Origin of the sequence: Amedibacterium intestinale (genome assembly GCF_010537335.1) — a bacterium.
Classification (GTDB): domain Bacteria; phylum Bacillota_I; class Bacilli_A; order Erysipelotrichales; family Erysipelotrichaceae; genus Amedibacterium; species Amedibacterium intestinale.
Map to the genome: position 1 here is coordinate 352,383 of NZ_AP019711.1, position 14,573 is coordinate 366,955.

The following is a 14,573-nucleotide window of genomic DNA, read 5'->3' on the forward strand; positions in this document are numbered from 1 at the left end:
TTTCTTTATCAGCTGGATCATATATCTTTTATAATACGAAAAAAGTTCTATAAGTGATTCACATTAACAATCTTATAGAACTTTTTTATGGGAATTATGCATTCTGGATAAGTGCTGCATATGTTTCATAGATTAGATTCCATGTAACAGCTCCGACAAGACCATCGCTTGGAATTCCAAATTCCTGCTGAAAAGCCTTTATGGAACGTTCTAGTCCAGAACCAAAACGACTATCAACTTGTACAGCAGGAATAGATGGATAGGCATCTGCTACGATATTTAAAAAATACTGCAGCTGCTGCACTTCAATTCCAACATCTCCGCGCCGTAAGACTTTACCTGTAAAAAGACCTGTAAAATATCCTTCCAGTCTTCCTAGACTGCCTAGTTCTGCGAGTTTTCTAACTGCAACATAGATTCTGGAAATTTGATTCCAGGTTGCTGGCCCTACAATGCCATCGGCAGCTAAATTAAATTGCTTTTGGAAAGTAATAACTGCACTTTCTGTTAAGGATCCAAAAATCGCATCAGGAGGATAAATCAGAGGAATGTTAGGGTAGTTGACCGCAATCCCATTTAATAATTCCTGAATAATAAATACATATTGTCCTTGAGCTCCTAAGCGGATAGGATAACCTGGATAAGATGGAGTAATGTCCTGTACATTATCAGTATCATGGAGCTGCATGCTTTCACCATAATAATACCGTATAATCTCAATGGCTGAATTTCCGCGATTTGCTAAATCAAGGGTCCCCCATTGTTTTAGTCCGGGGCATGAGGCAATCCTGCCATCGCAATATTCAGCATAAAACGGTTCTCGATAATATGGCTTTTGCAGGAATTGACCGATTACTTCATCTGCTACTTCTGAAATCGTATCATAAATGACTCTTCCTTTTACAAAAGCCTGATCATATGCAGTAGAATTTGTAATATCAAAGGGATATCCTCTTCCACGATACCACTCTGTATATACACGATTTAATACCAGAGACATTTGAGCCCATATATTTGCTTTTAAAGCTTCATAGGGCCAGGTAGGGAAAATTTCTGAAGATGCTACATTTTTTACATAATACAGGAAATCTACCGTTAAGTTTTCAGCCGGAGAATCCGGTCTTCCTAAATGTACAGTAATTGTATTGGGAATAATAATTTCTTCAAGCATTGTTATCCTCCACAAAAAGATGATGGTGAGGGAATATAATTTCATCTTTACTTCCTTTATCATCTTTTTTCATATCAACACGTAAATAGGAATTTACTCCAGGAAAAATCTGTACATTTTTAAAACACGCACATGCATATCCTGTTTTTGAACATTCTATATGGAAAATTCCATAGGGGCATTGACCTTGTTGAAAAGATTTCTCTTTCTCAGGAGTTTGTAATTGTATTTTTTCCGTTTTTCCATCAACTCCTGTTTTGATATCAACGATAGGAACCATTTTTCTATCGTCCCTAATACAAATGTGTACATCAGAAATATTTCTATCTTTTTCAAAGCATTGGATTACTAAAGTTCCTTCAGCGATATAAACCACCTCCATTTTATCGTATGCAAAAGGAAACAAAAGATTGACGCAGCTTTTCATAATCCTGTTTCAAAGCAAAAAGGACTGTGTTGTAAAAGCAAGAAAGTTTTGAAATTATGACTGATACTGGACAAACAAAAACATATTTTTTAGAAATTATTAAGAATTCAATTTGTTGTCTATAAGATTTTTTATCTATAATGGTTATGTAAGGTGGGATATAAAATGTTAGCTTCTATCAATATAAGACAAAAGGATTACAAAAAAGATGCTTTCTAAACGGATGCTTATTTTATCCTTCACATTTATTTTGCTTGGATGCATACATATCATTGCAAATTTAATGAAGCAGAAAAATTTGATGGAATCTTGGATTGGAGGAGTTTCGTTGTTAATAGGAATATATTATTTGACAAATTCCTTTCGTAAAGAGTAGCTGATAGATTGCTTTCATTGTAAAATATAACAGAAATAAAAAAGGCAGGAGAAAATATGGAACATACAGTTTTAGTTGTAGAAGATGAAAAAGGAATTCGCGATGCAATTGCGATTTATTTAAAGAATCAGGGATATCAGGTTTGTTTAGCGTCAAATGGTAAAGAAGGTTTGGAGATGATTGCTGAAAATGAGATACATTTAGCTATTGTTGATATTATGATGCCAGTTATGGATGGCATTACCATGACATTAAAAGTGAGGGAAAAATATGATTTTCCTATTATCTTTTTAACCGCAAAATCAGAAGACATTGATAAGATTACAGGACTTAACATGGGGGCGGATGATTATGTAACAAAGCCGTTTGGCTCTATGGAACTTCTTGCACGTGTGTGTTCTCAACTAAGAAGATATGAACAAATTCTTTTACTAAAACAAGGTCTTAAAAGTGTAGAAGAAAGTGATGCACAGAGCTATGTTGTAGGGGGATTGGAATTAAATTATTATACAAAAGAAGTGAGTGTAGATAGAAAGCCGGTAAAACTTACACCAAAAGAATTTTCTATATTGGAAATGCTGATGAGTCATCCAGGGCGTGTGTATTCTGCTGCCCAGATTTATGAACATGTATGGCAGGAGAGTGCAATTAGTACAGAAACAATCATGGTCCATGTGCGAAAACTAAGAGAAAAAATTGAACAGGATCCTAAAAAACCCGCTTATTTAAAGGTAGTATGGGGTGTAGGATATAAAATAGAGAAAGTTTAGGTGAAATGCATGAAGAAAAAAACAATATTTGCAGGTGTATTTGCTGCCTTGCTTTTTGTCATGAGTTTTATGATCTGCAGTATTTATGATGAGGTTAAGCAAAATACAGCATACCTTGAAAGTAGTATAGATGATGAAGTACGCTCTTTTATAATAAAGGAATCAGAGAAACTGGATAAATCTTACGAGCCTTTGGTGTTTAAAGAAGGTTCTTCAGAGATGGGGAAAAAAGAAGTTGAACAAGCATTTTTAGATCAGATAGATTATCAAGGTTATCAGAATTTATATAATGATGAAAACTTTGATTACTGGATAAAAAATACAAAAACAGGGACAATTTCCACAAATCAATCTTCTAAAAACATTCCTGATTTTAAAAAAGATAGTTTGCTTTTTATGCATATTGTATTTGATGAAGATGGTAATTATTCAGTTAAAGATAGAATCAATATGGCAAATTTTGACTTTTTAAATGATAGTTATTACAATTTGCAAACTGATGTAACTCTAGATAATGGGACTGAGATTTTTGCAGAAGCCAATTTACAATGTCCTAAAAATATCGAGGTATACTTTAGAGTGCCTGAAAAACCGGTGTTAAATTCAGGCTATATTGCTTCACGATACTACAGTTATGAAGGGTCAGGAAACTTTGTTTTAGTGACATTACTAGTATCATCCGTAATACTGGCGCTTTTCCTTTTATGTTATCCAATTCAAATTGTAAAGGAAGTACAGCCATTTAAATCGACTTCTCATATAAAAGGTGAAATTGCTTTCTTCCTGTTCACTTTCGCAATCATGTTTGCTTCCGCCTGTGTTGTAATGGTAAGTGGCTATTCCATAAGTGGTGTATTAAGTATGTTTTTAGAAAAATATGGCTTTGGCTATAGACCAAATTTAGTCTTTATTATAAACATGCTAACATGGATACTAAATCTTGTTATTATCGCAATGACGCTGTTCTATATTAAATATATCTTTGCCTGCGGCTTTGTTCGCTATTTAAAAGAAGATACCCTTATAGGAATGCTGTTTATGAAGTTAAAGAATTCGGTTGATATGATATCAAATGTAGATATGAAAACACCGATGGATAAATGGTTTTTTAAGATTACTTTTGTGAATTTTATTGCGATTATAGTTTGCGCTGTTTTATGGGGAGCAGCTTTTATTCCTGCTTTAATTTACAGTATAGCGATTTTTATTTGGATGAAGAAGAAATATGAAGCGATTCAGGTGGATTATTTAAATTTACAGGGAGCCGCGCATTCCCTTGCAAATGGTAATTTTGATGTAGATAATGATCTTGATGTAGGAATCTTTAATTCTTTAAATGATGAATTCAAAAATATTCGCAGCGGTTTTGAAAAAGCAGTAAAAGAAGAAACAAAATCACAAAATATGAAAACAGAGCTGATTACAAATGTATCCCATGATTTAAAGACGCCTTTAACTGGAATACGTAATTATGTAGAATTATTACAACAGGAAAATTTAGATGAACCGACAAAAAAAGAATATGTTGGCATGCTGCAGCAGTATACGAATCGCTTAAGTACGTTGATTGAAGATTTATTTGAAGTAAGTAAAGTTAACAGTGGAAACATCCATTTAGATATCATGGAGTTGGATATGAATGCATTACTGGAACAGGCGCAGGCAGAATGCAGTGAGTGTTTAGATGAAAAACAGCTTACAATCCTTAAAAATTCGAGTGCACCCATTATGGTAGAACTGGATGGAGGACAAACATTTAGAATCTTTGAAAATCTATTTACCAATATTGCGAAATATGCAATGCCATCTACACGCGTATACGTTGATATTGTAGAAAAGGAAGAAAAAGTCGAAATTCAATTTAAAAATGTATCAGAAGAACAATTAAATTTTAATACAGAAGAAATTGTAGAGCGCTTTGTAAGAGGAGATAAATCTCGTCATACAAGTGGAAGTGGATTAGGACTGGCTATTGTAAAAAGCTTTACAGAAGCACAAAATGGAAACTTTAAAATTGAAACAGATGGGGATTTATTCAAGGCAATCGTAGTTCTTCCTAAACATGTAGAAAAAACAGAATAAATGAAAAAGAGGGCTCAAAGTTGAGTTCTTTTTCATTTTACAGTGTATCAATTGTTTATGAAGTACGTTATAATATTCGATATTAGTATACATATTATGGAGGAAATTAAATGAAATTTGGAATTTTGGGTTTTGGCAATATCGCAAGAAAATTTGTGAAAAGTATTACTTATAGTGATGGTGTAGTATATGCAATTGCTTCTAAAAGTATTCAGGATCATGATTCTTATGTACAAAAACATCCTTCAGTAAAAATTTATCATGACTATGAAAAGCTATTGGAAGATCCAAATGTTGAGGCTGTTTATATTGCACTTCCACATTTTGATCATAAGGAATGGATTATAAAGGCACTTCAACATCATAAAGCTGTACTGGCAGAAAAACCTATCGCATTGAGTAGTAAAGACATAGAAGATATCATAGAAGCTGTAAAACAATATGATGGCTATTGCATGGAAGCCTTGAAGACAAAACTTAATATTGGATATCAGTCACTAAAACAAGATATCAAATGCTTAGGAAAAGTGCATTCTATAAATGCAAATTTTTGTTCTGACAATCAAGATATTGATAAGCATTCCTATTTGTTTGATAAAAAGCAAGGAGGAGCTCTTAATGATATAGGAACTTATGTATTAGGGTTTCTTCTTGATTTGGCAAATAGTCCTATTAAGAAAGTTGAGTCAAACATCCAGATTGAAAATGGAATTGAAATGAATTTTTTTACGAAACTTTCTTTTGATAATGGAATTATCGCAACAGGTGAAGGGGCAATCGATAAGGAAAAAGAAAGATATGCGCTTATTAAAGGGGAAAAAGGGGAAATTTATATTCCAATGTATAATCGTATCTGTGAATATACAATTCGTTTAGAAAAGGAAACGATTGAAAGAAAGTATCCCTTTCATGGAGATGATATGACATTAGAAATTCAAACATTTATTGATGATGTAAAACAGCATTTGCATGAAAATGTGTATCACAGTTTACAAGATGCCAAATACATTCAAGAAGTAATTGAAATGATAAGAAAACATGCAGCATAAGAAGAATGATGTTTTTTCTTATGCATTTTTTTAGGATTATGTTATACTAAAATCCTAAATGAGGTGTTATATGAAAACATATGTGAATTTACTGGAAGGGAAAATATTACCTGCTTTGAGTGCATTGGCTCTGCCTATTATGGCAACCAGTTTCATTCAGATGGCATATAATCTTACAGATATGATATGGATTGGACGTATTGGGGCAAATGCGGTTGCTTCTGTAGGGGCTGCCGGTATGTTTATGTGGTTGTCAAATGGTTTGGCTACATTAGCAAAAATGGGTGGACAAATTAAAGTAGGGCAATCTTTGGGGGCACAAAAACATAAGGATGCTTCCATGTATGCACAAAGTGCGATTCAAATGGGAATCGCTTTCGCAATTATTTTTTCTTTTTTATCGATTGTCTTTTCTCATCAAATGATAGCTTTTTTTCATTTAAATAGTGCAAAAGTAATTGAGGATGCCCGTATTTATTTGATGATTACCTGCGGGCTTGTTATATTTTCTTTTATGAATCAGATTCTTACAGGAATCATGACAGCTATGGGAAATAGCCGTATTTCCTTTCAGGTTACTGCTATTGGTTTGGTGTTAAATATTGTTTTAGATCCTTTGTTTATTTTTGGATTTGGTTTTATTCCACCTATGGGTGTAAGCGGTGCTGCAATCGCAACAGTATTTGCACAGTTTATGGTATTTATATTGTTTCTTTTTTCTATTCGAAAAGATACACTTGTTTTTCATGAGGTACATGTATTCTCCAATTTTCATACGAAACAGGGAAAAGAAATCTTTATGATTGGACTTCCTACAGCTTTGCAAAGTATGCTGTTTTCCAGTATCTCTATGTTTATCGCAAGAATGATTGCCGGATGGGGAGATGGAGCTGTTGCGGTACAAAAAATTGGTTCGCAAATAGAATCTATTTCCTGGATGAGTGCAGAAGGATATGCAGCTGCTTTAAACAGTTTTGTGGCACAAAATTATGGTGCAGGGAAGTCTGAACGTATTAAACAAGGCTTTCATGTATCGGTAGGTGTTATGCTTGGCTGGGGTGTTTTTACAACGTGTCTGTTATTTTTCTTCCCGCAAGCTATTTTCCATATCTTTTTAAATGATGAACAGGTATTGCCATTAGGGGTGGATTATCTTCGTATACTTGCGATATCACAGGCATTTATGTGTCTGGAATATGCAGCGGCAGGTTGTTTTAATGGATTAGGAAAAACACTTCCTCCCTCTTTTGTAAGTGTTACATTAACCGCAATACGTATTCCATTGGCATATGTATTCAGCCAGTTTATTGGACTAAATGGAATCTGGTGGGCTATTACAGTGAGTTCAATTTTGAAAGGAATTGTTTTGTTTTTATGGTTTGTCATAAAGGCAAAAAATCCAGCATATTTAAAAAAACCAGTTGAGGCATAGCTGGTTTTTTATATTAAATGTATAAAGTTTATCAGGGTGTGAATACTAGTGATGTCAGGAGGAATTGATAATGAAAACTAGTAAACAAATGCTTGCGGCTGTTTTCCTTAGTTTAACATTTTTAGGTGGCTGCAGTATGAATGACAAAGGGACGACAGGAAATGATATGTCCAATTCAAATGTAGGAAAAGATATTCGTAATGCAGTAGAAGATAGTGGGCAAGCTGTACAGGATTCCATTGATAATGTGATGGATTTCTTCACACAGAAAAATATTAAATATGAAAATATGCAGACACTTGACAATATGGAGTTTGCGGCTCATGAAGGTCGTTCCTTTACCATCGATGGAAAAAATGCATATTTATATCGTGTAAAAGAAGACGATGAAAATATGAAAAAAATCATGGAACAAGCTAGAAATAATGGAAAAGTAAAAGTTAGTATTACAGGAAAAGAAATGGAATACAATGCAAGAGTAAATGGAAATTACTTATTCTTATATGATCCATCTGCGAAAATTGATGAAGCATTGAATGCTTTTGATGCTTATCGTTATGATGCTACCAATAACATGAGTGGAAACAATAATAACGATAATATGACAAATGATACGAATGGAAATACAGATTCTTCCATGGGTAATCGTTAGTTTTTGCCAGAGAGTATGTTTATCTCTGGCTTTTTCTATACAAAAATTAAAAAAAGATGTAAAATATTTATATTCTTACATAAATAATGTAAGAATACGTTTTATCATAGAGCTGTAAACAGAGAGGATGAGCTTTATGATGAGTGAAAGAAAATTGGCTACACAATTATTAAATGCAGTATGGAATGATGACCATAATCTGCTTGTAGAGGTTTTAAGGGAAGGAGCAGATCCCAATTGGATTTTTAATGGTTATCCTATTTTGCAGCATGCCATTTATATGCGAAATTTAGATACCGTTATGACATTGATCGAAGCAGGTGCTATAGGGCTGGAAGAAGCTCTTGGATTTGCTTTGGATCGCGGTATTGGAGAAATGGTTTTTCCATTGGCATATCTTGGAGTTGTTCCTAAAATGGAGAAGATTGATGGAAAATATGGATCCTATCCAAGTCGTTATTCTCCTTTAAAGACAAAAACTGTTTTAGCCTAGAAAGGAAAACTTATGGGAAAAAGTGCAAACTGTATTCGAATGCTTCTTCTGTTAAAGGCAAGAGGCTTTTTAACAAAAGAAGAACTTGCACAATTGTTAGAAACGAATATACGAAATATATCAGAATATAGGAAAGAACTGGAAGAAGCAGGATATCGTATTGAAAGTACGACAGGGAAATATGGCGGATATCGTTTGCTGCCTAATTCTCTTTTTCCAGTTGTTTCTTTGCGTAAAGATGAATTGCAGGCAGTAAAAGAAGCACAAAGTTACTTGAAAAGCCATGGTGATTTTCTTTTATATTCTGAATTTGAAAATGCCTGTGATAAGCTTTTGGCTTCCACTGCAATAAGTTCAAAGGAAAAAGGTTTTTATATGGAAACCAAAGGGGTTCATGTAAGCAAACATATAAAAGATATGATTCAGCGTATGGAAATGGCCAGAGATGATCATCGCGTGATTTCTATTCTTTATAAAAGTATGCATGCCAATAGCTTTTCATCTGTTCGTGTGCATCCATACGAATTGTTAAATGATAAGGGGAGTTATTATTGCCTGGGGTATTCTTTAAAAGCAAAAGATTTTCGTAAATTTAAGTTTAGTGAAGAACGTATGCAGGATTTAAGAATATTGGAAGCTTCTTTTCAAAGAGATCCTTCTTTTCATATAAAAGATCATATAGGACAAATGGGTCTTATGAAAAATGAATACTATAAGCTTGATTTGCATATTTATAAAGAAAGTGCCTTGCTTGTCAGTGAGAAACCTGCAGGTTATGATGTCGTTATGGAATGGATAGATGAAAATACTTTGCATTATCAGGCAATTATGGAAGGTAAAATCCCAACAATGCAGTTTTTACTGTCTTTAGGAAATCATGTACGAATTTTAAAACCAGCAGAATTAAAGAAAGAAATTTTAAAAATCGTACAAGATATGGCTGGAATGTATCAGAATGAAAATAGAAGTGTGCTATAATTGTCTTGTGAAAATAGAAAGTGTGGAGAAGAATATGTATCATATCAGTGATTTTAAAAAGCTGGAAAGATGTCCAAAACAATACTGGTTATCCAAACGAGTAGAGAAGGAATTTGTCCCCTATATTACATATAATGAAGATATTATTGCTTTATCCATAGAATTGTTAATGATACAAAATGTGTTTACAGGACAGCCTAATGATCCTAAAGAACTTGCGATAGAAGCTTTTAAAAATAAGAAAAATTTAGTCAATGCACGTTTTTCCTATGAAGACCTTCGTGTAAAAGTTCCTATTCTACTGCAGGAGGAAGAACGCGTACAAGTATATTTTCCTTTTGTAAACTGCTATCCAAAAGAAAGTGAAGCACAAATGATGGCGGATACGTTAAGCGTACTTGGAAAATGTGATATTAAAGTAGATGAAGTATATGCAATTCATTTAAATGCTGACTATATCCGTGAAGAAACTTTGGATGTAAGAAAATTACTAGTTGTGAATGATCATCTGTTTAATTCGAAGAATCATCCGCATGGATGCATTAAAGATTTGATTGCAGAATATACTAGAGATCTTTTACCATTGCTGGAAGCTTTGCGTAAACTTGATATACAGGAAAAGATTGAAACAAAAAGAACAGCTGTATGTACAAGAGGAGGAAAATGTGCATATTATGAACAATGTTTTCCAGAAACGTTGCCTTCTAATTCTATTATGCATTTGGTACAGTCTTCCCATAAGTTAGAAATGTTTGAGGAAGGAAGAACAAGATTACAAGATGCAGATGTTGATCGTATTGAGGGAACAAGATTTCAATTTGCACAAATCATGGCTGATAGGAATAATGGGCTTTTCATTGATAAAGGAGCAATTCGTATATGGATGAAGGAACATATTCACTATCCTATTTCTTATTTGGATTTTGAATGGGAAACTCTTGCCTATCCTCCTTATAAAGGAATGAAACCCTTTGATGTCTTAACATTTCAATATTCTTTGCATATAGAAAAAGAAAATGGGGATTTAGAACAGCGAGGTTTTATTGGTGAAAAAGATTGTCGAGAAGATTTTATTCGTCATTTGATTAACGACCTTCCAAAAGAAGGAAGTATTTTGGTTTATAATATGGAGGGGGCAGAAAAACTTCGCTTGATACAGCTTGCAAAACAATTTCCTCAATATAAAGATGAACTTCAACAAATATGGGAACGTATGGTTGACTTGTCTTTGCCTTTTTCTAGTGGGAATATTTACGATCTTCGTATGGAAGGGATGTATTCATTAAAAAAACTGGTTCCTATTTTTTCTGATTATACATATGAAAGCTTAAGTGTATCTCATGGTATGGAAGCTGTACAATGCTGGAGAGAATATGAAACGTCTCAAAAAGAAAGAAAAGAAGAACTTTATCAGGCATTATATGAGTATTGTGCTATGGATACTTATGCCGAATACATCATTTATCATGCTTTAAAAGATTTGGTAAAGTAAAGAAGGGAAAATATGATGTTTTATACAGCAAAAGATACTTGGATGCCTTGTGAATGGCAAAAGGATACAACAAATTTACTTGTTGGATTTTGTAAAAGTGAAGATCTTATATACATGCAGAAACAAATGCATTTGTTTTCAAAGAACACGATTAAGGAAGTACTGGGACAATCAGATGATAAAAAAGTAAATAAAGTAGATACTTATTATGGATATGTGTTTGGTATTTTGTATCTATTTACAAAATACAAACAAGATACTCCTAAGATAAGTTTTTATATTGTCTTGCATACGCTTCTTATTGTATGTGATGATGAAACATGTTTACAGGAACTTCAAAAAGAAATCCTTCAGCTGGATCCTGGTGTATGCACTCTAGAGAAAACACTGCGTGCGGTTTTAGAATATGTACTTTTTCATGTTGAGAGGCAACTGGATGAGGTTGAAAATGAAATGACAGCTTTTGATGAGAAGATAAGTTCCTTTGATCGTGGAATAGCAAGTGAATTTCGAGAATACAGGCGTCTTATGCTTCGTATGTCACATTTTATGGAACAGATTTTGGATGTATGTGAAAATTTGCTGGAGGATGAAAATACATTTTTTCACACAGAACATCTGCATCAGTTAAAAATCGCAAAGGATAAAGCTGTACGAATAGAAGAAAGAGTACGCATGATGGAGGAATATATTGAACAGTTAAAAGAAGAATTCCAGTTTCAGCAGGATTATAAATTAAATCAGACAATGTATGTTTTTACGGTTGTAACAGTTATCTTTTTGCCTTTGACATTAATTGTTGGATGGTATGGCATGAATTTTACCTCTATGCCGGAAGTAACATGGAAATATGGTTATCTCTTCGTTATTCTTTTATCTGTTAGTGTTGTAGGTTGTTTATTGTTGTACCTAAAAAGGAAAAAACTGTTATAAAGCTGTATAAAAAAATAAAACAAAAATGTTGACAAAGACTAACTTTTTGTATATACTATGTGTGAAGTTAGATAGTCCTAACAAAAGAAATGCATCTATGTATTTTCTTCTATTCTTTTACAACCATTATCATCTGACTTCCAGAGCCCTGTCAGGGTTCTTTTTTTATGAAAGTTTTTCTTTACATGAAAGAAAAGTATGGTACGATAATAGCACAAATAAAGGAGGACAAACGATGGCTTTTTTACCTACAACAAGAGAAGAAATGCTGGAACAGGGATTTGAACAAGTTGATTTTGTATATGTGAATGGAGATGCCTATGTGGATCATCCTTCTTTTGGATGTGCAATCATTACCAGAGTGCTGCAGGCATATGGATATAGCTGTGCGATACTGGCACAGCCAGACTGGCATAAGGATGAAGAATTTTTACAGTTTGGAGAACCTAGATTGGGGTTTTTAGTATCTGCTGGAAATATTGATTCTATGGTAAATCATTATTCTGTTAATAAAAGAAGAAGAGATCACGATGCATATAGCGATGAAGGAATCATGGGGAAAAGACCAGATCGTCCTACAACTGTATATACACAAATCTTAAAAAGATTATTTCCAAATAAACCTGTCTTAATTGGAGGGATTGAAGCTAGTTTACGACGTCTTTCTCATTATGATTATTGGGATGATAAAGTAAGACGAAGTATTTTGATGGATTCCCAGGCTGATTTGTTAATGTATGGGATGGGAGAAAACACCATTGTGGAAGTGGCAGATGCCTTAAACAGTGGTTTAGAGGCAAAAGATTTATGTTATATTCGTGGAACTGTGTGGAAAACAAAAAGTTTAGAATATTTAAGTGATTATATTATGCTTCCTTCGTTTGAAGAAGTTAAAAATGACAAGTATACTTATGCGAAAAGTTTTCATATACAACATGAAAATATTGATGCTATTGCGGCAAAAATATTGGTAGAACCATATGATGGATGGTATGTAGTTCAAAATCAGCCACCTTTGCCACTAACACAGGATGAAATGGATTTTACATACTCTTTACCATATGAGCGTACTTTCCATCCAAAATATAAATATATACCTGCGATAGAAGAGGTACAGTTTTCTATTGTATCAAATAGAGGATGTTTTGGTTCTTGTGCTTTTTGTGCTATTACACATCATCAGGGAAGAGTTATTTCATCAAGAAGTGTAGAAAGTGTTGTAGAAGAGGCAAAATCAATTACGAAACTGCCAAACTTTAAAGGGTACATTCATGATGTTGGAGGACCAAGTGCAAACTTTTCCAAAGAAGCCTGCAACAAGCAGCGTGAATTTGGTGCTTGTAAAAACAAAGAATGTTTACATCCAAAACCATGTAATAATTTAATCGTTGACCACAGTCACTATTTGGATATGCTTAGAGCTGTAAGAAGTCTTCCAAATATCAAAAAAGTATTTATCCGTTCAGGAATTCGATACGATTATTTAATGTATGATAAAAGTGATGAGTTTTTTGATGAACTTGTAAAATATCATATTAGTGGACAGCTAAAGGTTGCCCCAGAGCATATCAGTGCTGCTGTATTGGATAAAATGGGAAAACCTAGAAAAGAGCTGTATTTGAAATTTGTTGATAAATTTAAACAAAAAAATGAAGAATTTGGAATGAAACAGTTTATCGTTCCTTACTTGATGAGTTCTCATCCTGGAAGTGATTTAAATGCCGCAATCGAACTTGCGTGCTATTTGAAAAAAATTCATTATACGCCAAAACAGGTACAGGATTTTTACCCTACACCAGGTACACCGGCAACTTGTATGTATTACACAGGGCTAGATCCAAAAACAATGCGACCAGTATATGTTGCGAAAACATACGAAGAAAAAGCTATGCAAAGAGCTTTGATGCAGTTTACATATCCGAAAAATTACGATTTGGTATACAAAGCTTTGAAAAAAGCAGGACGTTTGGATTTGGTTGGAAACTCATCGAAATGTTTAATTCCTTATCGAAAAGGAAATGGATATTCTAAAAACAATTTCAATGGAAATAAAAAATCAGAGTACAAAAGAGGAAGAAAAGCATAATTATCTGCTTTCTTCCTCTTTTAATTCCCTTACCATTTCTTCTGTAAGATTCCAAATAGTTTCACTTAATATGCCATCTTCTTCTAAACCAAGAAGCTGTTCAAAAGAGATGATAGAATTTTTGGTGTTTGTTTTAAAAATACCATCATTTTTTACAGGCAGGATAGAAGGATAGTATGTTCTAAGAAAATTCAGTCTTTTTTGTAGTGTTAAGATTTTTTCTTTAATTTTATTATTTTCATATATCGTCTGATCATATAATGGCATAAATGTATATTTAGAATTTGTTGTGGGAGAAAGAGGTATCATTTCTACAGGGATATAAACATATTTGTTAGGTTGCAGATAAATTTTATCTATAAAAATAGTTTGATAATCTGGAAAAGATATTTGTGCCTGATAGTAGAATGTATGATTTTTTTCTTCTGGTGTATAAAGAGGAAATAAACTGCTTTTACCACAAGTATCGCTTACATCAAAATCTTCATATACAAGTATTTCTTTTTCTTTACGGAAAATACGTATACGAATATTTTCTAAATAGGATGGTTTTCCTTGCAGTAAGGTTATGAATTGAAGATAAGCGGTTGCGATTGTTGCCACCTCCCTATATTAAGTTATGAAAAAAATAA

General features: G+C 33.3%; 13 protein-coding genes. 10 read left to right on the plus strand and 3 right to left on the minus strand.

Going from position 1 to position 14,573, the window contains the following annotated elements; all coding sequences use genetic code 11:
* Nucleotides 1-94: 94 nt before the first annotated feature.
* Entirely contained in the window at nucleotides 95-1,171 is a 1,077-nt protein-coding gene (locus tag A9CBEGH2_RS01785; RefSeq protein ID WP_163104159.1) for a peptidoglycan-binding domain-containing protein, read from the minus strand.
* Nucleotides 1,164-1,553, minus strand: a complete 390-nt coding sequence (locus A9CBEGH2_RS01790; RefSeq protein WP_163104160.1) for a hypothetical protein — start codon at nucleotides 1,551-1,553, stop codon at nucleotides 1,164-1,166. Before A9CBEGH2_RS01790 ends, A9CBEGH2_RS01785 begins: the two co-directional genes overlap by 8 nt.
* A gap of 477 nt (nucleotides 1,554-2,030) precedes the next feature.
* Between A9CBEGH2_RS01790 and A9CBEGH2_RS01795 the strand changes: the two genes are divergently transcribed.
* The 10 genes from A9CBEGH2_RS01795 to A9CBEGH2_RS01840 all read left to right on the plus strand — a co-directional run bounded on the left by A9CBEGH2_RS01795 (nucleotide 2,031) and on the right by A9CBEGH2_RS01840 (nucleotide 13,941).
* Nucleotides 2,031-2,744: a response regulator transcription factor gene (locus A9CBEGH2_RS01795; protein ID WP_163104161.1), complete on the plus strand. Its 714-nt coding sequence runs from the start codon at nucleotides 2,031-2,033 to the stop codon at nucleotides 2,742-2,744.
* A gap of 9 nt (nucleotides 2,745-2,753) precedes the next feature.
* On the plus strand, nucleotides 2,754-4,826 hold the full coding sequence (locus A9CBEGH2_RS01800; RefSeq protein ID WP_163104162.1) for a sensor histidine kinase: 2,073 nt from the start codon (nucleotides 2,754-2,756) through the stop codon (nucleotides 4,824-4,826).
* Between the two features lie 110 nt (nucleotides 4,827-4,936).
* Nucleotides 4,937-5,875, plus strand: a complete 939-nt coding sequence (locus tag A9CBEGH2_RS01805) for a Gfo/Idh/MocA family protein (RefSeq protein ID WP_163104163.1) — start codon at nucleotides 4,937-4,939, stop codon at nucleotides 5,873-5,875.
* Between the two features lie 70 nt (nucleotides 5,876-5,945).
* Nucleotides 5,946-7,307 carry an MATE family efflux transporter gene (locus tag A9CBEGH2_RS01810; RefSeq protein ID WP_118361166.1) on the plus strand — a complete coding sequence of 454 codons (1,362 nt, stop codon included), beginning with the start codon at nucleotides 5,946-5,948 and terminating at the stop codon, nucleotides 7,305-7,307.
* 70 nt (nucleotides 7,308-7,377) lie between these two features.
* Nucleotides 7,378-7,959, plus strand: coding sequence for a hypothetical protein (locus A9CBEGH2_RS01815; protein ID WP_163104164.1), 582 nt, complete (start codon nucleotides 7,378-7,380; stop codon nucleotides 7,957-7,959).
* A 136-nt stretch (nucleotides 7,960-8,095) separates the two neighbouring features.
* Complete coding sequence (locus A9CBEGH2_RS01820; protein WP_163104165.1) at nucleotides 8,096-8,452, plus strand: ankyrin repeat domain-containing protein; 357 nt, start codon at nucleotides 8,096-8,098, stop codon at nucleotides 8,450-8,452.
* A gap of 12 nt (nucleotides 8,453-8,464) precedes the next feature.
* Complete coding sequence (locus A9CBEGH2_RS01825; protein WP_115714541.1) at nucleotides 8,465-9,430, plus strand: helix-turn-helix transcriptional regulator; 966 nt, start codon at nucleotides 8,465-8,467, stop codon at nucleotides 9,428-9,430.
* A gap of 34 nt (nucleotides 9,431-9,464) precedes the next feature.
* Nucleotides 9,465-10,922 carry a DUF2779 domain-containing protein gene (locus A9CBEGH2_RS01830; protein WP_163104166.1) on the plus strand — a complete coding sequence of 486 codons (1,458 nt, stop codon included), beginning with the start codon at nucleotides 9,465-9,467 and terminating at the stop codon, nucleotides 10,920-10,922.
* 12 nt (nucleotides 10,923-10,934) lie between these two features.
* Nucleotides 10,935-11,855 carry a CorA family divalent cation transporter gene (locus A9CBEGH2_RS01835; protein WP_118361160.1) on the plus strand — a complete coding sequence of 307 codons (921 nt, stop codon included), beginning with the start codon at nucleotides 10,935-10,937 and terminating at the stop codon, nucleotides 11,853-11,855.
* Between the two features lie 235 nt (nucleotides 11,856-12,090).
* A complete protein-coding gene (locus A9CBEGH2_RS01840; RefSeq protein WP_163104167.1) occupies nucleotides 12,091-13,941 on the plus strand; it encodes a YgiQ family radical SAM protein in 1,851 nt (616 codons plus the stop codon).
* Here the strand turns inward: A9CBEGH2_RS01840 and A9CBEGH2_RS01845 are convergent, their stop codons facing one another.
* Entirely contained in the window at nucleotides 13,942-14,544 is a 603-nt protein-coding gene (locus A9CBEGH2_RS01845) for a peptidoglycan-binding domain-containing protein (RefSeq protein ID WP_163104168.1), read from the minus strand. It abuts the gene before it with no gap.
* Between the last annotated feature and the right edge of the window lie 29 nt (nucleotides 14,545-14,573).